Origin of the sequence: Streptomyces asoensis (assembly GCF_013085465.1) — a bacterium.
Classification (GTDB): Bacteria; Actinomycetota; Actinomycetes; order Streptomycetales; family Streptomycetaceae; genus Streptomyces; species Streptomyces cacaoi_A.
In genome coordinates, this window is the sequence record NZ_CP049838.1 from 7,226,919 (window position 1) to 7,248,846 (window position 21,928).

The 21,928-nt window shown below is 73.3% G+C and carries 14 protein-coding genes and 1 pseudogene; 11 read left to right on the forward strand and 4 right to left on the reverse strand.

What is annotated here, in order from left to right; translation table 11 throughout:
• Positions 1-104 precede the first annotated feature (104 nt).
• The 9 genes from rimP to G9272_RS32660 all read left to right on the forward strand — a co-directional run bounded on the left by rimP (position 105) and on the right by G9272_RS32660 (position 12,516).
• Positions 105-662, forward strand: a complete 558-nt coding sequence (gene rimP / locus G9272_RS32620) for a ribosome maturation factor RimP (RefSeq protein WP_171399833.1) — start codon at positions 105-107, stop codon at positions 660-662.
• 2 nt (positions 663-664) lie between these two features.
• Positions 665-1,651, forward strand: coding sequence for a transcription termination factor NusA (nusA, locus tag G9272_RS32625; RefSeq protein ID WP_171399834.1), 987 nt, complete (start codon positions 665-667; stop codon positions 1,649-1,651).
• Positions 1,652-1,775: 124 nt separating this feature from the next.
• Complete coding sequence (locus tag G9272_RS32630) at positions 1,776-2,072, forward strand: YlxR family protein (RefSeq protein WP_171399835.1); 297 nt, start codon at positions 1,776-1,778, stop codon at positions 2,070-2,072.
• Positions 2,073-2,219: 147 nt separating this feature from the next.
• A complete protein-coding gene (gene infB / locus G9272_RS32635; protein ID WP_171399836.1) occupies positions 2,220-5,369 on the forward strand; it encodes a translation initiation factor IF-2 in 3,150 nt (1,049 codons plus the stop codon).
• A gap of 187 nt (positions 5,370-5,556) precedes the next feature.
• Positions 5,557-5,850 carry a DUF503 domain-containing protein gene (locus tag G9272_RS32640; RefSeq protein ID WP_062641530.1) on the forward strand — a complete coding sequence of 98 codons (294 nt, stop codon included), beginning with the start codon at positions 5,557-5,559 and terminating at the stop codon, positions 5,848-5,850.
• A gap of 44 nt (positions 5,851-5,894) precedes the next feature.
• Complete coding sequence (gene rbfA / locus G9272_RS32645; RefSeq protein WP_054239652.1) at positions 5,895-6,344, forward strand: 30S ribosome-binding factor RbfA; 450 nt, start codon at positions 5,895-5,897, stop codon at positions 6,342-6,344.
• A complete protein-coding gene (truB, locus tag G9272_RS32650) occupies positions 6,344-7,249 on the forward strand; it encodes a tRNA pseudouridine(55) synthase TruB (RefSeq protein ID WP_171399837.1) in 906 nt (301 codons plus the stop codon). The genes rbfA and truB overlap by 1 nt, the downstream gene beginning before the upstream one ends.
• 349 nt (positions 7,250-7,598) lie before the next feature.
• Positions 7,599-11,414: a trypsin-like peptidase domain-containing protein gene (locus G9272_RS32655; protein WP_437184326.1), complete on the forward strand. Its 3,816-nt coding sequence runs from the start codon at positions 7,599-7,601 to the stop codon at positions 11,412-11,414.
• Positions 11,415-11,571: 157 nt separating this feature from the next.
• Positions 11,572-12,516, forward strand: a complete 945-nt coding sequence (locus G9272_RS32660) for a bifunctional riboflavin kinase/FAD synthetase (protein ID WP_171399839.1) — start codon at positions 11,572-11,574, stop codon at positions 12,514-12,516.
• Between the two features lie 76 nt (positions 12,517-12,592).
• On the opposite strand, the gene G9272_RS32665 is transcribed toward G9272_RS32660, so the two are convergent.
• The 4 genes and pseudogenes from G9272_RS32665 to eccE form a co-directional block, all read right to left on the reverse strand.
• Positions 12,593-15,511 carry a MinD/ParA family ATP-binding protein gene (locus tag G9272_RS32665; RefSeq protein WP_171402266.1) on the reverse strand — a complete coding sequence of 973 codons (2,919 nt, stop codon included), beginning with the start codon at positions 15,509-15,511 and terminating at the stop codon, positions 12,593-12,595.
• A gap of 810 nt (positions 15,512-16,321) precedes the next feature.
• Positions 16,322-16,402, reverse strand: a pseudogene (locus G9272_RS46465) (SCO5717 family growth-regulating ATPase); the annotation flags it as partial.
• 321 nt (positions 16,403-16,723) lie between these two features.
• Entirely contained in the window at positions 16,724-17,500 is a 777-nt protein-coding gene (locus G9272_RS32670) for a hypothetical protein (protein ID WP_171399840.1), read from the reverse strand.
• The gene (eccE, locus tag G9272_RS32675; RefSeq protein WP_437184327.1) at positions 17,497-18,801 is read right to left on the reverse strand and encodes a type VII secretion protein EccE; all 1,305 of its coding nucleotides are present in this window, start codon (positions 18,799-18,801) and stop codon (positions 17,497-17,499) included. The genes G9272_RS32670 and eccE overlap by 4 nt, the downstream gene beginning before the upstream one ends.
• A 223-nt stretch (positions 18,802-19,024) precedes the next feature.
• On the opposite strand from eccE, the gene eccB reads away from it, so the two are divergent.
• Both eccB and mycP read left to right on the forward strand, forming a co-directional pair.
• The gene (gene eccB / locus G9272_RS32680; protein WP_171399842.1) at positions 19,025-20,551 is read left to right on the forward strand and encodes a type VII secretion protein EccB; all 1,527 of its coding nucleotides are present in this window, start codon (positions 19,025-19,027) and stop codon (positions 20,549-20,551) included.
• Positions 20,552-20,676: 125 nt separating this feature from the next.
• Positions 20,677-21,909: a type VII secretion-associated serine protease mycosin gene (mycP, locus tag G9272_RS32685; protein ID WP_171402267.1), complete on the forward strand. Its 1,233-nt coding sequence runs from the start codon at positions 20,677-20,679 to the stop codon at positions 21,907-21,909.
• The last annotated feature ends 19 nt before the right edge of the window (positions 21,910-21,928 follow it).

Consider the following 21,928-nt stretch of genomic DNA (forward strand, 5'->3'; position numbering starts at 1 on the left):
CCCTCCGTGCACAGGTGGACGGCAACACACCTTGCGACCGGATACCCTTTGACCAGACACGCGCCCCATCCCACAACAGCACACGCGGCCGAGGAGTCACCCGGATGAGCACCACCCAGAGCGAGAGGCTGCGAGAGCTCCTGGAACCGCTCGTCGCCTCCCAGGGACTGGATCTCGAAGAGATCACCGTGGACTCCGTCGGACGCAAGCGGGTGCTGAGCGTCGTCGTCGACTCCGACTCCGGAGCGAACCTGGACCAGATCGCCGATGTGAGCCGCGCGCTCTCGGCGAAGCTCGACGAGACGGACGCGATGGGCGAGGGCGAGTACACCCTCGAGGTCGGCACCCCCGGCGCGGAGCGCGCGCTCACCGAGCATCGCCACTACGTACGCGCCGTCGACCGGCTGGTGCGGTTCCAGCTGACCGAGGGCGGCGAGCTGGTCGCCCGGATCCTGACGGTCGACGACGAGGGACTCGATCTCGAGGTCCCCGGCGTGAAGGGCCGCAAGGCCACCGCCCGCAGACTCTCCTACGGCGACATCGACAAGGCCCGCGTGCAGGTCGAGTTCAACCGCAAGGACAAGAGCGACCGGCACGCCGAGAACGAGAACGACCAGAACGAGAACGACGAGAACGAGAACGAGATGGAAGAGGAGGCGTAGCCGTGGACATCGACATGAGTGCCCTGCGGGGCTTGGTGCGGGAGAAGGAGATCTCCTTCGACCTGCTGGTCGAGGCGATCGAGTCGGCCCTCCTCATCGCCTACCACCGCACCGAGGGAAGCCGCCGTCACGCGCGCGTGGAGCTCAACCGGGAGACCGGACATGTGACCGTGTGGGCGAAGGAGGACCCCGAGGACCTCGAGGAGGGGCAGGAGCCCCGCCCGTTCGACGACACCCCGTCCGACTTCGGCCGCATCGCCGCCACCACGGCCAAGCAGGTGATCCTCCAGCGTCTGCGCGACGCCGAGGACGACGCGACGCTCGGTGAGTACGCGGGCCGTGAGGGCGACATCGTCACCGGTGTGGTCCAGCAGGGCCGCGACCCGAAGAACGTGCTCGTGGACATCGGCAAGCTGGAGGCCATCCTGCCGGTGCAGGAGCAGGTCCCCGGCGAGACGTACCCGCACGGCATGCGCCTGCGGTCGTACGTCGTCCGGGTGGCGAAGGGTATGCGCGGCCCGTCCGTGACGCTCTCCCGCACCCACCCCAATCTGGTGAAGAAGCTCTTCGCCCTGGAGGTGCCGGAGATCGCCGACGGTTCGGTCGAGATCGCCGCCATCGCACGTGAGGCCGGTCATCGTACGAAGATCGCCGTCAGGTCCACCCGTTCGGGTCTGAATGCCAAGGGTGCCTGTATCGGCCCCATGGGCGGCCGGGTGCGCAACGTGATGGGCGAGCTGAACGGCGAGAAGATCGACATCGTCGACTGGTCGGACGACCCGGCCGAGATGGTGGCGAACGCGCTGTCCCCGGCCCGGGTCTCCAAGGTCGAGGTCGTCGACCTCGCGGCCCGCTCCGCGCGCGTGACGGTGCCGGACTACCAGCTGTCGCTGGCGATCGGCAAGGAAGGGCAGAACGCCCGGCTCGCCGCCCGGCTGACCGGCTGGCGCATCGACATCCGTCCGGACATCGAACAGCCCACCGAGTAGCCCGGCGAGCAGCGAAGGAATAGATCTCGGCCTGCCGGGGCTCAGATCACGACAGATGTAACGCGGCAACTGTTCGAATCCTGACCCAAAGGGGTGAGGTCGCCGCGGGGAGGTAGACTTAACAGTGTCTGGCCGGACGCACGCCGGAGTATGCCCTGAACGCACCTGTGTGGGGTGCCGGGAGCGGGCGGCCAAGACGGAGCTGCTGCGCATCGTGGCGATCAAGGACGCATGCGTCCCCGATCCACGCGGTACGCTGCCCGGCCGGGGTGCGTATCTGCATCCCGCCCCGGTCTGTCTCGACCAGGCGGTACGCCGCCGGGCGTTCACGAGGGCGTTGCGAGCCCCGGGAGCGCTCGACACAAAGGCGTTGCGCCAGTACGTCGAGCAGACGACCGTTGCCGAACAGGCAACACCGTAAGAAGGCGTCGCACGGAACCTCCGTGCGGCTCTGGTACCCCGCGAGTTGGAAGTAGGTCGAGATTGCGATGAGCACTCGATGAGCACGCGATGAGTACGCCCATGAAGTAGCGACGGTCCGGACACACCCGGACCTAAAAGGAGCGAAGTGGCTAAGGTCCGGGTATACGAACTCGCCAAGGAGTTCGGGGTGGAGAGCAAGGCCGTCATGGCCAAGCTCCAGGAACTCGGTGAATTCGTCCGTTCGGCGTCTTCGACCATCGAAGCGCCCGTTGTCCGCAAACTGACAGACGCCTTCCAGGGCGGCGGCAAGCCCGCCCCGCGCAAGGCAGCCCCCAGGCCCGGCGCGCCTTCCCCGGCGCAGTCGGCCCGTCCGGGCCCGGCCGCACCGCGGCCGGCCGCCCCCAAGCCTCCCGCGGCGCAGACGCCCGCGGCTCCGGCGGCCCCCGCCGCCCCGTCGGCTCCGGCCGCCCCGTCGGCCCCCGCGCCGGCGGCTTCCGGCCCGCGTCCGGGTCCCAAGCCCGCGCCGCGTCCCGCGCCGGCCGCCCCGGAGTTCACCGCTCCGCCGGCCGCTCCGGCTGCTCCGGCCGCCTCGGCCGCTCCGGCCCAGTCGTCCGGCCCGAGGCCGGCCTCCCAGGGTCCGCGCCCCGGCGCGCCCCGTCCCGGTGGCCGTCCCGCGCCCGGTCAGGGCCAGGAGCGCGGTGACCGTGGTGACCGCGGTGACCGCGGTCAGGGTCGTCCGGCCGCCGCGCAGGGCCAGCGCCCCGGTGGCGCCGGTGCCCCGCGTCCGGGCGGTGCCCGTCCGTCGGGTCCGCGTCCGGGCAACAACCCCTTCACGTCCGGCGGCAACGCCGGTATGGCGCGCCCGCAGGCGCCCCGTCCGCAGGGCGCCCCGCGCCCCGGCGGCCCCGGTGGCGCTCCCGGTGCAGGTCCCCGTCCGCAGGGCCCCGGTGGCCAGGGCGGCGGTCCTCGTCCGCAGTCTCCGGGCGGTGCCCGTCCGTCTCCGGGCGGCATGCCCCGCCCGCAGGGCGCAGGCCCCGGCGGTCCGCGTCCCGGCGGCGGTCCGCGTCCCAACCCCGGCATGATGCCGCAGCGTCCCGCTGCCGGCCCGCGTCCCGGCGGCGGCCCCGGCGGCCGCGGTCCGGGCGGTGGCGGCGGTGCGGGTCGTCCCGGCGGCGGCGGTCGTCCCGGTGGCGGCGGCTTCGCAGGTCGTCCGGCCGGTCCCGGTGGCGGCGCCCGTCCCGGTGGCGGCGGCGGTTTCGCCGGTCGTCCCGGTGGCGGTGGCCCCGGCGGCGGTGGCGGCGGCTTCGGTGGCGGCGGTGGCCGTCCCGGATTCGGCGGTCGTCCCGGCGGTCCCGGTGGCCGTGGTGGCACGCAGGGCGCCTTCGGTCGTCCCGGCGGTCCCGCGCGTCGCGGGCGCAAGTCGAAGCGTCAGAGGCGCCAGGAGTACGAGGCCATGCAGGCCCCGTCGGTCGGCGGCGTCATGCTGCCTCGCGGCAACGGACAGTCCGTCCGTCTGTCGCGCGGTGCCTCGCTCACCGACTTCGCGGAGAAGATCGGCGCCAACCCCGCGTCGCTCGTCGGCGTGATGATGAACCTCGGCGAGATGGTCACTGCCACGCAGTCCGTCTCCGACGAGACGCTGAAGCTCCTCGCGGACGAGATGAACTTCGTCCTCGAGATCGTCAGCCCCGAGGAGGAGGACCGCGAGCTGCTCGAGTCCTTCGACATCGAGTTCGGCGAGGACGAGGGTGGCGAGGAGTTCCTCGTCGCGCGTCCGCCGGTCGTGACCGTCATGGGTCACGTCGACCACGGTAAGACCCGACTGCTCGACACCATCCGCAAGACGAACGTCATCGCGGGCGAGGCCGGCGGTATCACGCAGCACATCGGTGCGTACCAGGTCGCCACCGAGGTCAACGGTGAAGAGCGCAGGATCACCTTCATCGACACCCCGGGTCACGAGGCGTTCACCGCCATGCGTGCCCGTGGTGCCAAGTCGACCGACATCGCGATCCTCGTGGTGGCGGCCAACGACGGTGTGATGCCCCAGACGATCGAGGCGCTGAACCACGCCAAGGCGGCCGACGTGCCGATCGTGGTCGCGGTCAACAAGATCGACGTCGAGGGCGCGGACCCGACCAAGGTGCGCGGTCAGCTCACCGAGTTCGGTCTGGTGGCCGAGGAGTACGGCGGCGACACGATGTTCGTCGACATCTCCGCCAAGCAGGGCCTCAACATCGAGAGCCTGCTGGAGGCCGTGGTCCTGACCGCGGACGCCTCGCTCGACCTGCGGGCCAACCCGGAGCAGGACGCGCAGGGCATCGCGATCGAGTCCCACCTCGACCGTGGCCGCGGCGCCGTCGCGACCGTCCTGGTTCAGCGAGGCACCCTGCGGGTCGGCGACACCATGGTGGTCGGCGACGCGTACGGCCGTGTCCGCGCGATGCTCGACGACAAGGGCGAGAACGTGGAAGAGGCGGGTCCCTCGACTCCGGTCCTCGTCCTCGGTCTCACCAACGTCCCGGGCGCCGGCGACAACTTCCTCGTCGTCGACGAGGACCGTACGGCCCGCCAGATCGCCGAGAAGCGTGCCGCTCGTGAGCGGAACGCCAACTTCGCCCGCCGGGGTGTCCGGTTCTCCCTGGAGAACCTGGACGAGGCCCTCAAGGCCGGTCTGGTGCAGGAACTCAACCTCATCATCAAGGGCGACGCGTCCGGTTCGGTGGAGGCTCTCGAGTCCTCGCTGCTCCAGCTCGACGTCGGCGAAGAGGTCGACATCCGCGTCCTGCACCGCGGCGTGGGTGCGGTCACCGAGTCGGACATCGACCTGGCGACCGGCTCCGACGCGATCGTCATCGGCTTCAACGTCCGCGCTGCGGGCCGCGCGGCGCAGATGGCGGAGCGCGAGGGCGTCGACGTCCGGTACTACTCGGTGATCTACCAGGCCATCGAGGAGATCGAGGCGGCCCTGAAGGGCATGCTGAAGCCGGAGTACGAGGAGGTCGAGCTCGGCACGGCGGAGATCCGCGAGGTCTTCAAGTCGTCCAAGCTGGGCAACATCGCCGGTGTCCTGGTCCGCTCGGGCGAGGTCAAGCGCAACACCAAGGCGCGCCTCATCCGCGACGGCAAGGTCATCGCGGAGAGCCTCACCATCTCCGGGCTGCGTCGCTTCAAGGACGACGTCACCGAGATCCGCGAAGGCTTCGAGGGCGGTATCAACCTCGGAAACTTCAACGACATCAAGATCGACGACGTCATCGCGACGTACGAGATGCGGGAGAAGCCGCGGGTGTAAGCACCCATGGTTCGTACCGGCCGGCGGGGGATCGTTCCCCGCCGGCCGGTACGGCGTCCGGCGGACGCATGAGCGAGGTAAAACCCCGTCGAGCCAACGCCAGGATCGTTGTACCGTTCTTGATGTCCCTGTCCCATGGACGGGCAGGGCCATCGATCCCGTACCGGCGGGTGAACCGGTTACACACATGTACGTGGGGACTCTGTCCTTCGACCTGCTCCTCGGCGACGTACGGTCGCTGAAGGAGAAGCGCTCCGTCGTCCGTCCGATCGTCGCCGAGCTCCAGCGCAAGTTCGCGGTGAGCGCGGCCGAGGTGGACGACCAGGACCTCCACCGCAGGACCAAGATCGGTCTCGCCGTGGTCTCCGGTGACGCGGAGCATCTGACCGATGTACTGGACCGGTGCGAACGGCTGGTCGCCGGCCGCCCCGAAGTGGAGCTGCTGTCGGTCAGACGCCGCTTCCACGGCGAAGACGACTGACCGACCACAGAACGCAAGACGAAGACAGAACGGGAGACGGACCAGTGGCCGACAACGCGCGCGCCAAGAGGCTGGCGGACCTCATCCAGCAGGTGGTGGCGCAGAAGCTTCAGCGCGGGATCAAGGACCCGCGTCTCGGCTCCCACGTCACCATCACGGACACCCGGGTGACGGGTGACCTCAGGGAGGCGACGGTCTTCTACACGGTGTACGGGGACGACGAGGAGCGGGCGGCCGCGGCCGCCGGGCTGGAGAGCGCCAAGGGCGTCCTGCGCTCCGAGGTGGGCCGCGCGGCGGGCGTGAAGTTCACGCCGACGCTGGCCTTCGTCGCCGACGCCCTGCCGGACAACGCCCGCACCATCGACGACCTCCTCGACAAGGCGCGTGCCGCCGACGAGAAGGTCCGAGAGGTGTCCGCGGGCGCCGGGTACGCCGGCGATGCCGACCCGTACAAGAAGCCCGGTGACGAGGACGAGACGGACGACTCCGCCTGATGAACGTCAAGCAGACCCCGCCCGACGGCCTTGTCATCGTCGACAAGCCGTCGGGCTTCACTTCGCACGACGTCGTGGCCAAGATGCGGGGGATCGCCAAGACCCGCCGCGTCGGCCACGCCGGCACGCTCGACCCGATGGCGACGGGCGTCCTCGTCCTCGGCATCGAGAGGGCGACAAAACTCCTCGGGCACCTGGCGCTCACCGAGAAGGAGTACCTGGGCACGATCCGGCTGGGCCAGACGACCCTGACGGACGACGCGGAGGGCGAGATCACGGGGTCCACGGACGCCTCGAAGGTCACCCGGGACGCGATCGACGCGGGCATCGCCAAGCTGAGCGGCGCCATCATGCAGGTGCCGTCCAAGGTCAGCGCCATCAAGATCAACGGAGTCCGCTCCTACAAGCGGGCCCGCGACGGCGAGGAGTTCGAGATCCCGGCCCGCCCGGTCACCGTCTCCTCCTTCTCCGTGTACGACGTGCGTGACGCGGTCGCCGAGGACGGCACCCCGGTCCTGGACCTGGTCGTGTCCGTCGTCTGCTCCTCCGGCACCTACATCCGGGCCCTCGCCCGCGACCTGGGCGCCGACGTCGGCGTCGGCGGCCACCTCACCGCCCTGCGCCGCACCCGCGTCGGCCCCTACAAGCTGGACTCGGCGAAGACGCTCGACCAGCTCCAGCAGGAGCTGAGCGTGATGCCGATCGCCGAGGCGGCCACCGCCGCGTTCCCCCGCTGGAACGTGGACGCCAAGCGGGCCCAGCTGCTCACCAACGGCGTACGCCTGGAGATGCCCGACGCGTACGTCGGCGCGGGCGCCGTGGCCGTCTTCGACCCCGAGGGCCGGTTCCTGGCCCTGGTCGAGGAGCAGAAGGGCAAGGCGAAGAGCCTGGCCGTGTTCGGCTGAGGCTCGAGACGCGTCGCGTCGTGCCCGTGGAGCGGCGAACACGGGGTTGTGCTGCGCCGCCGCTCCACGGTCCCCCCCTCGGTTCCCCCACCCCTAGGGTGTATCCAGAGGCTCCCGTTCATTCACCCGTCCGGGCAGGCGCTCGGAGTGAACCGAGGGAGTGCAGGGGGGCGCGTTCGCTCCGTGAGCTGTCCCGCTGATCATCCCGCCCCTACCGTCGGACACAGGGCACGCGGGCGCGGCGGGAGGTACGACGATGGCGGGACGAGGCCCGCGGACACCGCGGCACGACTCTCTGCGACGCACGACCGGGAACCGCCCGGCGGATCCCCCGGGCCCCTTGGATCCCATGGCTCCCATGGCTCCCCCGGATACCTCGGATGTCCCGGCTCCCCGGGACGCGGCCTTCGCCTCGGACTTCGCCGCTGACGCCGATGCCTCGCTCGTCCGGATCCGCGACCTCGCCGGCCGGCCGCGCGGCACCGGGTTCGTCGCCGACCACCACGGCACGGTCGTCACCAGCCATGAGGCGGTCGACGGCCTGCCCCGGCTCGTCCTGTACGGCGTCGGCGACCGCAGCTGCGTGGTGACCGACGACGCGGTCACCCCCCTCCCGGAACTCGACCTGGCCCTTGTCCGCACCGAGGGCCTCGGCGGGGTCCCGCTCCCGATGACCGTGCGGGACGGCGTCGAGACCGGCCGGTACGTCCGGCTGGCCGCCGGCTGCTGGCGCGAGGCGCGGGTGCTGGCCGAGACGTCCGTGACGTACACGGCGACGGACCGCTTCCACCTCCTCGACGACGCTCTGGAGCTGGCGATCGGCACGGCGGGCCGGGACGCGCTGCGGCTCGGCGGTGGCGCGGCCGGGGGACCGGTCCTCGACGCCGAGACCGGCGCGGTCGTCGCCGTCCTCGGCACCGCCCTCCAGTCCGGCCACCGCGACGTCGGCTTCGCGGTGCCGCTGCGCCCCCGGATCCCGACGACCGACGGCATTCCGACGATCGACGGCAGCCTGCTGACCGACGACGTGCCGACGGCCGACGACAACCCTGTGGGCCTGCCGCCGAGCGACCACGTGAGCGACGGCGAGGCGATGACGGCGCCGCCCGCGGGAGTGGGTGAGGCGATTGCGGGTGCCGACGCCACTCGCGGTGGCGGTGGCGGTTCTGCGGGGACGGGGGCCGGGTCGTGGGTGGCCGCGGCCGGGGCCGGGGCGGGGAGTGCGTCCGATGGCCCGCTGGCCGAACTGCTCGCCCGTAACGCGGCCACCGTGCCCGCCTACGGCGCCGACCTCAACCTGGCCGGTCTCCTCGAACTCACCGCCACGTCGGTCGGTTCGGACGGCCCGCCCGGAGCGCTGTCCGGCCCCCTCGGCCGTACCGCGACCGACTCCTTCGCAGCCTCGGCCGATCCGATCGAACGCGCCGTCCCGGCAAGGGAGTTCGCCGCCTTCGTGACGAGCCCGGCGGCCGTCCTCGGCCTCGTCGGCGCACCGGGCAGCGGTCGTACGACGGAACTCGCCGCCCTCGCCGCGCGCCGCGACCGGGGCGCACGGCCGGCCCCCACCCTGTGGCTGCGCGGCGCCGATCTGAAGGCCGGGGACGACTCCCTCGCCGACGCGGCCCGCCGCGCGCTGAGCGGCGCGGCACGCATCGTGGCGGCCTCGGGTTCGGCCTCGGCAGCGGGTTCGGCAGCGGTTCCGGGGCGGGGGCCGGGGGCCGATTTGTTCGGGTCGTCCAGCCCCGGCGGCCTCGGTGATGTCACCCCCGAGCGGCTCGCCCACCTCGCCCGGGCCGTCGGACGCCCCCTGCTGCTGCTTCTCGACGGGCCCGAGGAGATGCCCCCGGTCCTCGCGCACCGGCTCGCCGAGTGGACCGAGGGCACGGCCGAATGGTTGCGGGAGACGGGCACGCGGCTGGTGGTGGCGTGTCGGGGGGAGTACTGGGAACGCGCCGGCGCGGAGTTCCCGCCGGAGCTGCTGTACGGGGCCACGGTGGCCGGGGACCCGCTCCCGCCGTGCGTCCGCCTCGGTGATCTCACCGCCGACGAGGCGCGCGAGGCCCGCGTCCGCTACTCCGTACCCGAGGGCGCGCTCGCCGCCCCCGACGACCGGCACCCGCTCACCCTCCGTCTCCTCTCCGAGGTGCGTGCGGCCCTCCCCGGCCCGCAGGGCCCGGCGCCCGTCGACCGCGACGACGTCCTGTCCGCGTACCTCGACCTGATGTGCCTGCGCGTCGCGGTGCGCCTCGCCGCCGAGAACGGGCTGCGCGGCACCGCCGTACGCCGTCTCGCGGCGAAGGTCTCCGGCCAGCTGCATGAAGCCGCCCGCCGCAGTCTCGGGCCCGGCCAGGGCGAACTGGACCGGGCGTCGTTCGAGGCGGTGTTCCCCTGGGGCCAGGCGCCGGCCCGCCTCGGCGGCGGTGCCGGCTGGGCGTCCGCCGTCCTCACCGAGGGCCTCCTGGTGCCCGCGGGCCGCGGCTACCGCTTCGCCCACGAGGAACTCGCCGACTGGATCCAGGGCATCCACCTCGACCTGGACGAGGCCCTGCGCGCCCTGTTCCACCGCCGTCGCGCGCCCGACGGGGGACATCCGCTGCCCGTCCCGCACCACCGGGTCGGTCCCGTCGTCCAGGCTCTGCTGCTCCTCGCCCGCCAGCAGGGCCCGCACCGACTCGCGCTACGGCTGCGGGAGTTGGTCCACGCCCTGGATGCCGACCCGGACTCGTGGTGGGCCGCCCGGCTGCTCACCGAGACCCTGCTGCGCGTCCCGGACGCGACGCCGTACACGGGCGTCCTGCGCCTGCTGGCGGACCTGATCGGCGCGGGGGCCCAGACGCACGGCCGGTTCGTGGACTTCGGCCCCGCGTTCTGGACCGGGCTCGCCCTCCCCGCCGACGCCCGACTCGACCTGCTGCGCCGTCTGGTCCTCGCCGACTGCGCCCCGCACGACGCGGACGCGCCCCGCTACCTCGACGCCGTCGCCCGGCTCCTCGCCGCCGACCCCGCCGCCGTACAGCCGTGCCTCACCCACTGGTTCGACGACGAGCGGCCGCTGCCCGCGACCCCGCACGCCACCGTGGCGACGGCGGCGCAGGCGCTGCTGCACACCCATCGGCACCGGGCGCTGGACGACCTCACGGAGGCTCTCGTCGACTGCGCGCACCCCCGCGCCGACGAGCTGCTCGCCGTACTGGCGGAGGAGGAGCCGTCCGCGCTGTGCCGGGCCGTCGACCGCTGGGCGCACGACGAGCGGCAGGCCCGGTGGGTCGCGGCGATGACGTACGGACTGCGCGTCGCCCCGCACATCCGGACGGAGGCCGACCACCGGCTGCTGCGCTACGCGGCCCTCGTCCTGCTGGCCCGCCCCGCCGACCGCGCCCCGCACGGTGGCGCGCTCGCCCTCCTCGTCCGGGACCCTGAGACCCGCTCCCGGTACCTCCCGCAGGCGCTGGAGCGGTTCACGGCGGGGGACCCGCAGCTGCCGCCGAGCGCACTGCTCGCCGCCCTGGGGACCCACCCCGAGCCGGTCCTGGACGCCTTCCGGTCCCGTCTGTGCGGCCCCGACCGCGCGGACACCGGCAGCGTCCTGCGCGCCCTCGCCGACGTCACCACGCCCGCCCTGGCCCAGCGGGCCGCCGCTCTCGTCCGGGAGGTGGTCGAGCGGCGACCGGAGGCCGCCGGGCATGTGGCCGCGTACGTCGACCGGCGCCTCGACCACGACCCTGCCGCCCGGGCCGTCCTCCTGCCGCTGGTCACGGGACTGCTGGAGGACGGCGGGCCCGAGCAGGTGCGGGCCGCGCTGGCGGGCGTACTGGCCGCCCCCGGTGCCCCGGAGTCCCGTCCCCTGCGTGACGAACTGCTGGAGCACCTCCTCACCCGCGAACGCGCTCCGGAGGTCCTGGACGCCGTACTGCACGGTGCCGCCGGGCGTGGCGGCGAGGACCTGCGGGCTCTCGTCCACCGCACCGGCCTCCTCCTGGTCCGCACCCCCGACGGCGCGACCCGCTTCGACCGCGGTCTGGTCGAGTTGGCCCGGCACGTCCCGGGCTTCGCCGCGCGGGTGGTGGACTGGCTCACGGACGCGCCGGGGGAGTGGGCTGCTGTGGTCGGCCCCAGCGCCCGCCGGACGATCGAGAACCTGGCGGGGGTGCGGGTGCCCGCGTGACGCGTCGGCCGTGTGACGCGTCGCCCACGTGGCCCGACTCACGTGGGTCGGGTCACAGCCCCCATGCCGATGCGGGCCGGAAGCACCCGGCATGGCACCCTTAGTCCTGCGTAAGAGGCAATGGTAGATACGGACACGGGTTCGAGGAGCGGTCACAGTGCAACGCTGGCGTGGCTTGGAGGACATCCCCGAGGACTGGGGACGCAGCGTCGTCACCATCGGCTCCTACGACGGGGTCCACCGCGGGCACCAGCTGATCATCCGGCACGCCGTGGACCGCGCCCGTGAACTGGGCGTTCCCGCCGTCGTCGTCACCTTCGACCCGCACCCCAGCGAGGTCGTCCGCCCCGGCAGCCACCCGCCGCTGCTCGCCCCGCACCACCGCCGCGCCGAGCTGATGGCCGAACTGGGTGTGGACGCGTTGCTGATCCTCCCCTTCACCACGGAGTTCTCGAAGCTGTCCCCGGCGGACTTCGTGGTCAAGGTCCTGGTCGACAAGCTGCACGCCAAGGCGGTCGTCGAGGGTCCCAACTTCCGCTTCGGTCACAAGGCGGCGGGCAACGTCGAGTTCCTCACCGAGCAGGGCAAGGTCTACGACTTCGACGTCGAGGTCGTCGACCTGGTGCTGTGCGGTGAGGCGGGCGGCGGGCAGCCGTTCTCCTCGACGCTTACCCGGCGGCTGGTCGCCGAGGGCGATGTCGCGGGCGCCGGGGAGATCCTCGGCCGCCCGCACCGGGTGGAGGGGATCGTGGTGCGCGGGGCGCAGCGGGGCCGGGAACTCGGCTTCCCGACCGCCAACGTCGAGACCCTGCCCCACACCGCGATCCCGGCGGACGGCGTCTACGCGGGCTGGCTGCACGCGAACGGCGAGGCGATGCCGGCCGCGATCTCCGTCGGCACCAACCCGCAGTTCGACGGCACCGAGCGCACGGTGGAGGCGTACGCCATCGACCGCGTCGGCCTCGACCTCTACGGCCTGCACGTCGCCGTCGACTTCCTCGCCTTCGTGCGCGGCCAGGCGAAGTTCGAGTCGCTGGAAGGGCTGTTGGAGCAGATGGCCGAGGACGTGAAGCGCTGCAAGGAGCTGGTGGCGGCGCGGTAGCCGCCCCGCCCCGGCTCGACCGACGAACGCCCGAAGGGCGGCCGGTGTCCCAGGACACCGGCCGCCCTTCGCGTTTTCACTGCTGCGGAGGCTGCCCGGGCTGAGGGGCCTGGGGGGCCTGGTGGGCCTGAGGGTGCTGCGGGTAGCCGTAGCCGTCCGGGGGATACCCCGGGTTCTGCTGCTGCGGCGGCTGCGGCTGGGCGTACGGATCCTGCCCCGGCTGGGGTTGCGGCTGCGGATACGGCTGCCCCGGCTGCTGCTGCGGATACGGCTGTCCCTGGGGCTGACCCTGCTGCGGGGGGTACGGCTGCCCGGGGCCGGGCTGGGGCGCCTGCGGGTACGGCTGGCCCGCCTGCGGCGGATACGGCTGCCCGGGCACCGGCTGGCCCGGCATCTGCTGGCCCGGCATCGGCGGGGCGGCCACCGGCGGCGGGTTGCCGTCGCTGGTCCACAGGCCCTGGCGCTGCTGGTGGCGGATGAAGTCCTCCGCGACCATCGCCGTGAGATTGAAGTACGCCTCCCGGACCTTCGGCCGCATCATGTCGAGGTCGACCTCGGCGCCCGCGGCCAGGTGCTCGTCGAACGGCACGACGACGACACCGCGGCAGCGGGTCTCGAAGTGCGACACGATGTCGTCGACCTTGATCATTTTGCCGGTCTCGCGCACCCCGGAGATGACGGTGATGGACCGGGAGACGAGCTCGGCGTACCCGTGCGCGGACAGCCAGTCCAGCGTCGTGCTGGCGCTGCTCGCCCCGTCCACGGACGGCGTGGAGATGATGATGAGCTGGTCGGCGAGGTCGAGCACCCCGCGCATGGCGCTGTAGAGCAGACCGGTACCGGAGTCGGTGAGGATGATCGGGTACTGGTTGCCGAGCACGTCGATCGCGCGCCGGTAGTCCTCGTCGTTGAAGGTCGTGGACACGGCCGGGTCGACGTCGTTGGCGATGATCTCCAGGCCGGACGGCGCCTGGGAGGTGAACCGCCGGATGTCCATGTACGAGTTGAGGTACGGGATCGCCTGGACGAGGTCACGGATCGTCGCCCCGGTCTCGCGCCGCACCCGGCGGCCGAGCGTGCCGGCGTCCGGGTTGGCGTCGATCGCGAGGATCTTGTCCTGGCGCTCGGTGGCGAGGGTGGAGCCGAGCGCGGTGGTGGTCGTGGTCTTGCCCACGCCACCCTTGAGGCTGATGACGGCGATCCGGTAGCAGGACAGCACCGGCGTGCGGATCAGCTCCAGCTTGCGCTGCCGCTCGGCCTCCTCCTTCTTGCCACCGAGCTTGAAGCGGGAGGAAGCGGCGGCGGGCCGCCCGCTCTTCGCCTTCTGCCGCTTGTTGTTGAGCAGCCGGTCGGAGGACAGCTCCACGGCGGCCGTGTAACCCAGCGGCGCCGCACCGGGGTTGACCGGCTGCCGCTGGTCGTGCTGGATCGGCTGCGGCCAGGCGGCCCCGGCCCGGGGGTCGACGGGCGGCTGGGGCTGCTGGGGCGGCTGCGGGCCCTGCGACGCGTCGGGGACGGCCGCGTGCGGTGCCTGGGGCTGGGGCTGGGGCTGGGGAGGCTGCCCGGGGAAGCCCTGAGGCGCACCCTGTGGGGCTCCTTGCGGGAACCCTTGGTAGGCGGCCGCCGGGGGCTGCCCGTCCGCCTGCTGCGGGATGCCCGGCTGCGGGAAGCCGGGGTGCGCTTGCGGGGCCTGCGGCTGCTGGGGCTGCGGTGCCGGTGGCTGCGGGAAGCCGTAGCCGCCGGGGGCGGGCGGTGCGTCGGCGGGGTGAGGGAAGCCGTAGCCGGCGGGGGCATGGGCGTCGGTGGGCGGTTGGGGTGCCGGGGCGGCTGGTTGCGGCGCGGGGGCTGCGGGTCCGGTGTTCTGCTGCGGGAAGCCGTAGGCGCCGGGGGCGGGCGGCGCGTCGGTGGGCGGGGGGAAGCCGTAGCCGGCGGGGGCGTGGGCGTCGGTGGGCGGTTGGGGTGCCGGAGGGGCCGGTTGCGGCGCGGGGGCGGGTGCTGTGGGTCCGGTGTTCTGCTGCGGGAAGCCGTAGGCGCCGGGGGCGGGCGGCGCGTCGGTGGGCGGGGGGAAGCCGTAGCCGGCGGGCGGCTGGGGTGCCGGGGCGGCCGGTTGCGGCTGAGGGGCGGGGGCCGGAGCGCCACCGGGGTGCGGGAAACCGTAGCCCGGCTGCGGGGCAGGAGGCTGCTGGGCCGCCGGGGCGGGAGCGGGGGGCTGCGGGAAACCGTAGCCCGGCTGCGGTGCGGCCGGGGCCGGCTCCGGGGTCGGCGGGTTCCAGCCGACCGGCGCGGGCGGGACTGCCTGCGGCTGGACGGGCGGGTGAACGGGCGGCTGTTGGACAGGCGCCGCAGGCGCGGGAGCGGGCGTAACGGCATCGGCGGGCTGTGGCTGTGCCGGCCACTGGGCCGCTGGTGCGGGTGCCGCGGGCTGGTACGACGGCGGCAGCGGAGGCAGCTCGCTCTGCGGGGCCGGCGGAGGAGTCCAGGCGGGCTGCGCGGGGGGAACGGCGTCCGGGGGCACGCTGCCCTGCGGCTCGGCGGGGCCCGTGGGGACGGCGTCCGAGGGCTCCTCGACGGCGGAGCCGTTCTGCGGGGCCGCGTCCTCGATGACGGCGGCGCTGTCGGGTGCGGGGCCCGTCACGGCCTCGGCGTCCTGGATCGCCGCCTCGTCGCCCGCGGGAGCCTCGGAGACGCCTTCCCCGTCCGGTGCGGTGCCGCTTTCGTCGGCCGTCCCGTCGGATGGGACTTCTGCCTCGGCCTCGGCGGCAGCCTCAGTCTCGGCACCGGTCTCGGCGGCAACGGCCGTAGCTTCGTCGCCGTCCGATACGCCCGCATCGGCGGATGCATCCGACGCATCCGCGTCCTCGGACGGCACAGAGCCGGTGGTCGAGGAGGGATCGGCGGCCTCGGCCTCCGGCTCCACGGGCGTCTCGGGCTCGCCCTGTACGACGGCGGCGTTCTCCGCGATCTCCCGCTTGAGGGCGGCCGCGGAGAAGCGCATGGTCGCACCGCTCTCCAGGTCCCCGTTTCCGGAACCGCTCTCCTCGTCACCCGCCGAAGCCCCCGTGGCTCCCCACTGGGCCTCGGCCTGCTGCTGGTGAGGCTGCGGCTCGAACCCGCTGCCCGCCGGAAGGCCCGGCACGGCGACCGACCCCGCGCCGGGAGGCACGGCGGGAGCCGCTGGAACGGGCGGAGCAGGGTGAACGGGCGGCGCAGGCGGAGCCACCGGAGTGACCGGCACGCCCGGCGCAGCCAGGGGGAAACCCCCGTCCGGCGCGGGCGGTGCAGCAGGGCTGAACGGAGTTTCAGGCGCGGGCGCTGCCTGCGGTGCAGCCGGGGCGAACGGAGCTTCCGGCGCGGGCGGCGTGACCGGGGTGAACGGAGCTTCGGGCGCGGGCGGTGCTGGGGGCGCGACCGGTGTGAACGGAGTTTCAGGCGCGGGCGCTGTCGGCGGTGCAGCCGGTGTGAATGGAGCTTCGGGCGCTGGCGGTGCTGGGGGCGCGACCGGGGTGAACGGAGTTTCAGGCGCGGGCGCTGCCGGCGGTGCAGCCGGCGTGAACGGAGCTTCGGGCGCGGGCGGTGCCGGGGGCGCAGCCGGTGTGAATGGAGCTTCCGGCGCGGGCGCTGCCTGCGGTGCAACCGGCGCGAACGGAGCCTCCGGCGCGGGCGGCGCGGGCGGCGTGACCGGCGCTCCGGGTGTACCCGCCGCCCCCGGGCCGGCTTCCGTGCCGGGTGCCGGACCCGAACCGCCGCCCGTGTTCTGCGTGTACCAAGCCGGCGGCGCGTAGTCGATGGTGAACTCGCCCGTCGCCTCGACAGAGGACTCCGCGTCGGGCTGGTCATCGCCGGGTGTGGCCCAGCCCCCGCGGTTCCCGTCCCGATCGCTGCTCACAATTCCTCCTGATGTGGTCGAGCACCCTCATGCCGTGCCGGGGCGACCGTTCGCTTGTCGTCCTTGAATGGTTCGAGGCCGTCTGACGTCGTCCGATGCGGCTTTCCCCCGGGAGACGCCGACGTCCACCCCATGGTTTCCGGCATCGCGCCCCGTACCAGCCTAATCATCAGACGGCCCACCTCGGCAGGCCCGCCCACCCCTCAGCATCAGTCCACCACGTCACGCACCCCCGAAAGGGCCGCACACGCGCTTCAGGACACTCGGCAAAACGGCCATAACAGCCGAAGTGCCGCACAGATGAAGGGAGAAGCCGCCGCGTCAGTCCATCCGTCTCGGGGTGCCCAGCAACCCGATCTCCGCATCCGTGGGTTGCGTCATCACGTACTGCCGGTCGCGGTCGGCACACCACAAGGTGAACCCGTCGGTGAGCGTGGGCAGCGCCTCCACGTCCCCGCGGGGCAGTGACAGCGCGCGGCCCAGTTCCGCGGCCTCGTCCGGCGAGATCCGCTGTACGCCGACGAGCCGGGCCTGCCGGACCAGCCGCGGGGCGACCGGACTGAGATACGGCAGCAGCGTCAGCACGGACTGCCAGGGCCCGGAGGTGACCCGGCCGCGCGGCGGGCGCATCCCGCAGTCCCGCACCACCAGCACGGGCGTACCCGCCGAAGCGCCCTGCGGAGGCACCCGGCCGACCTCGTACACGGCAAGTCCGTTCTGCCCGCCGCCCATCGCGTGCACCATCTGCACCCAGGCCTGCGGCCGCCCCGTCTCCACGGCCACCCGGGCCCCGGTCGCCGCCGTCCTCAGTGCGAGGACCTGCGCGGTCCACAGCCCGCCGATCAGGACGACGTCGTACGGCGTGGGCCGGTTGATCCCCAGCACGGCCGGCCGCCCCTCGGCGCCGACGCCGATGACGACACCGTCGTCCCCGATGGGCAGGGCGAGCGCGGCCAGTTGGTCCGCGGACACCGAGTGCCGGCCGTGCCGCGGCCCCCTCAGGCCGAAGCCGCTGCGCGGCGAGCGGCGTCCGGGCCGGCCGGCGGACGGCTCCGGTTCGCCGGAAGCCGAGGCTCCGCGTGTCGTCGTCGCCGTCACCGAGCACCTCCGAGCGGCAGCGTCGCGAGCATGCCGGGCACCTGCTCCCGGTCGAGACGGGCGAGCCCGGCGCCGGTGTGCCGGGCCGCGCCCTGCACCGCCCGCCGGGCCGCCACGAGTTCGTCGTCGCTGCGCCCCGTCACCCGGATGTGCCCGGACAGCGACACCTCCTGCCGGTCACCTCGCGCGAGGGTGACGCTGAACGTGGTGGCGAGCGCGGGAACGGCCGTGACCAGGGCGACGAACTGGGGGAGCGACGGGCCGTCGCCGCCCACCGCGGGCCACCGGCGCAACCAGTACGTGGTGTGACGGCGGTTGTCGCAGCGCCAGCTCCGGCTGGTCTCCTCGGTCCGCCGCTCCACCGTCCCGGTCCGCCCGGCCTCCGCCGTCACCAGCGGGTTGGCGCAGGCGGACGTGGCGAAGGCGGTCGTGAGCTCCTCCTCGTCGAGGACGGTCGCCCGGAATCCGGCGCCGGTCAGCCGGCTCGCGAGGTGATCCACCGCCCGTACGACGCACTTCTGCGCCCCGATCGCACCGCCGCCGCGGACGGCCACGGCCTCCGGACACAGTTCCGGATCCAGCTTCAGGGCGATCCAGGTGATGCGTACCGCCGGTGCTCCGGTCTGTTCCTGCAAGGGCGTGTAGTTGGCCACGGCCACGGACTGCGGGGGCAGGTGCAGAGCGGGCGCGGGCTGGGTGTGCAGCACGATCTGCGCGGACTCCAGCCGGATCCCGTCCACCTCGAGGGCGTCCCGTACCAGGGCGAGCGGCAGTGGTTGCCGGCCGCGCTCGGCCCGCATCGCGGTCGTGTCCGCCTCCACCTGGAGAACGGCGGTGACGAACGTGCCGTCCCCGACGATCCCCACGGGCCGCCGGTCCCGGCCGCCGTACGCGTACGTCCGCAGCCCGGGATCGCATTCCACGGCAGGCCCGAACCCCGGTTCCGTCCCCGGCGGTATCTCCAGCCGCGCGGCCAGCCGTCGACGGGACTTCAGCTCCCGTGCCGTGGCCAGCCACTGCGGAAGCGAGCGGCCGCGACGGCGTACGAAGGCGAGGGCCACCAGCAGAGCGGCGACCACCACCGCCGCCACGAGCACCACAGGACCGCTCACCCAGCCGACGATCAGGACGGCGGCCGCGATCTCCAGCAGGACCAGGCGTTGCAACCGGAATGCCCCGCCCTGCCCTGCGCGCGTCCTGAGGTGCGGAGTGCCCGGCGCCGACGGCCGTTCGGACCGCTCGGGAGGCCGCTGACCGGTCGACGAGGAACCGCGCGTCCGCGATCGGCCGACGGAGCGCACGCCCGTACCCGAAACCCTCACTCCGTCCCCCCGTTCCGCTCACAACCTGGCCGTGTTCCAGCGCCGCACAGGGCACTCGACGGCCCGGGAACCCTACCCGCTCCTCAAGTCCCCATGGTTACCGGGCATAGTAGGTGGCCGCTCTGACATCGGAGACGGGGAACCGGTCAACCGCGCTGCGGACCACGCGGATCGGCCGGAAATCGGGGAGAGACGGGCACAGATGGCATCTCGGCGGGACCAGCTCAACGCCTACACCTTCGCGAAGCGCCGGATGCTCGCGGCCTTCCTCCAGTCGTCGCCCGACGGCTCGGAGGAGGGAGCGCCGCGGCCGTTGCGCTCGATCCTGCCCGGAATCGTCGTCGGGGTGCTCGTCATGGCCGTCTTCGGGGCGTGGGGCATGTTCCGACCGACCGCGCCGAAGGGCTGGGACGCGCCCAACGCCAAGGTGATCGTCGCGAGCAAGTCGACCACCCGCTATGTGGTGCTGCGGACCGGCGACGAGGTCCAGCTGCACCCGGTCCTCAACATGGCCTCCGCCAAACTGCTCCTCGAAGAGGGGCAGGGCGAGGTGGTGACCGTCTCGGAGTCCGTCCTCGACAGCGGCAAGATCCCGCACGGCGTCACCGTCGGCATCCCGTACGCCCCCGACCGGCTGCCCTCGGCGTCCGAGGCGGGCAAGGCGAAGCGATGGGTGGTCTGCGAGCGGCCGAGCGCGGGGGGCGGGGACTCCGTCCAGAAGGCGGCGCTGGTCCTCGCCGCCCGCGAGAAGGACGCGACCGAGGGTGCGGGGCGTCTGCACGACGGCCAACTGCTCTATGTGGCGGACCCGGACGGCAGACGCTACGTCGTGGACGCGGGCGGCACGGCCTACCCGATGGGCAAGAGCGACGAGTTGCTGCTGCGCGCGGTGGTCGGTTCCGGCCGGGAGCCCCAACGGGTGTCGGCGGAGTGGCTGGCGACCCTGCACCAGGGCGACCCGATCGCCTTCCCGGACGTCCCCGGACAGCCGGGCGAGGCAGCCGGCGCACCGGGTCAGCTGGACACGTCGGCCGACCGGGTCGGCATGGTGCTCAAGGCGTTCGACAACAACACCGAGCAGTACTACGTGGTGTTGAGCGGCCGCGTCGCTCCCGTGTCCGCCTTCGCCGCCCAACTGCTGCTGTTCAGCAAGGAGTTGGCGCCCCTCGGTCAGGCCGGGCACGCCCGCGAGCTGAGCCCCGGCGCGATCGTGCCGGGCGAGGCCTTCGGCACCGAGCACCGCTGGCCCACCGGTGACCCCGAGCCGGTCAACGAGGCGTCGGGGGCCGCCGGGAGCCGCAGCACGATCTGCAACGTCCTGCGCGGCGTGAACTCCGGCTCGGGCGCCACGACCCTGAGCACCTGGGCGGGTACGGACTTCCCGGCCAAGCTGCCCACCGGCTCCTCCAGCGCCTATGTGACGCCGGGCTCCGGCCAGCTCTACCGCCAGTTCCAGGGTGAGGCGACCACGACCGGCCCGGTCTTCCTCGTCACCGACACGGGCCTGCGCTACGTCCTCCAGTCCAACGGCGACAGCGCGACGGACGACGCGGGCATCGGCACCACCGCCCAGCAGCGCGAACAGCAGCAACAGGAGGCCCAGCAGGCCCAGACCCTGTTGGGCTACAAGGACATCGACCCGGCGCCGATCCCGGCCGCCTGGTCGGAGTTCCTGCCCACCGGCCCCCGCCTGTCGACGGCGGCGGCCCGCCAGCCGCAGGGCTCGTGAGGAGGAGGACGACAGTGCAGCGGACGGCGACGACGCCTCGGACGGCTCTGGTGCCGCGGACGGCCTCGGTGCCGCGGACGACCCCGGTGCTGCGTACCGCTCCGGTCCTGCGTACCGCTCTGGCCCTGCGTACCGCTCTGGTGGCGACCGCGACCCTCCTCACCACGGCGACGGTCCTCACGCCCCCCGCGTCGGCGGCGGACAAGCTGCCCTACTCGGACCAGTGCACGTTCCCCAACGGCGAGTACCCGGGCCGCCCCTGGGCCCTCCAGCGGGTCCTCCTGGACGAACTGTGGAGCCGCTCCAAGGGCAAGGGCGTCCGCGTGGCCGTCATCGACACAGGCGTGGACGTGAAGAACCCGCAGCTCACCGCAGCGGTGGACACGAAGGCCGGCCGCAACCTCCTCCCGAAGAACCTCAAGGACGACGACGGCGACCCGATCGAGCGCGGCGCCGAGAACGGCACCACGGACACCGTCGGGCACGGCACCAAGGTCGCCGGCATCATCGCGGCCCGCCCCCTCGACGGCACCGGCTTCGTGGGGCTGGCCCCCGAGGCGACCGTCATCCCGATCCAGCAGAACGACGCCGAGGGCCACGGCGACACCAAGTCCCTGGCCGCGGCGATCCGCTACGCCGTGCAGGCCGGGGCCGGGGTCATCAACATCTCCCAGGACACGTCCAACGCGGTCCGACCCACCTCCGACCTGGAGCTGGCCGTCGACGAGGCCCTGGACCGGAACGTCGTGGTCGTGGCGTCGGCGGGCAACGACGGCCTGGGCGGCAACGTCAAGGAGACCTACCCGGCGTCCTACGAGGGCGTCCTCGCGGTCGCCGCCTCGGACCGCAACAACGAACGCGCCTCCTTCTCCCAGTCCGGCGATTTCGTGGGCGTGGCCGCCCCCGGCGTCGACATCGTCTCCACGGTCCCCCAGGGCGGTCACTGCTCCGACAACGGTACGAGCTTCTCGGCGCCGTACGTGGCGGGCGTGGCGGCGCTGCTCAAGGCGAGGCACCCGGACTGGACCGCGCGCGAGATCGTCGCCCAGATCGAGCAGACCGCGGAACGCACCATCGCGGGCCACGATCGACTCGTCGGCTGGGGTGTCGTCGACCCGGTCCGCGCCCTGACGGAGGACGACCGCCCCATCGAGTCCCCGAGCCCCCGGAACGGCCTGGGCGGCGCCGAGGCCCCGAGCCCCGCGAAGTTCCACACCGGCGAGACCCCCGACGAGCGCAACACCCGCCTCGCCACCTATGTCGTCGTCGCGGCGGCGGTCCTGGCGGCGGGTCTCGGCGGCACGGCGGTGGCGATCCGAGACGCACGGAGACGGGCGCGGAGGGTCGCGGGGGCATGAACCGAACCTGGACCCACCG

Excerpts from the sequence above, each read along its gene's own strand:
- rimP (WP_171399833.1), top strand. The coding sequence starts at position 105 with ATGAGCACCACCCAGAGCGAGAGGCTGCGAGAGCTCCTGGAACCGCTC.
- G9272_RS32640 (WP_062641530.1), top strand. The coding sequence starts at position 5,557 with ATGTACGTGGGGACTCTGTCCTTCGACCTGCTCCTCGGCGACGTACGG.
- truB (WP_171399837.1), top strand. The coding sequence starts at position 6,344 with ATGAACGTCAAGCAGACCCCGCCCGACGGCCTTGTCATCGTCGACAAG.
- G9272_RS32655 (WP_437184326.1), top strand. The coding sequence starts at position 7,599 with ATGGCTCCCATGGCTCCCCCGGATACCTCGGATGTCCCGGCTCCCCGG.
- G9272_RS32665 (WP_171402266.1), bottom strand. The coding sequence starts at position 15,511 with ATGCGCTTCTCCGCGGCCGCCCTCAAGCGGGAGATCGCGGAGAACGCC.
- eccB (WP_171399842.1), top strand. The coding sequence starts at position 19,025 with ATGGCATCTCGGCGGGACCAGCTCAACGCCTACACCTTCGCGAAGCGC.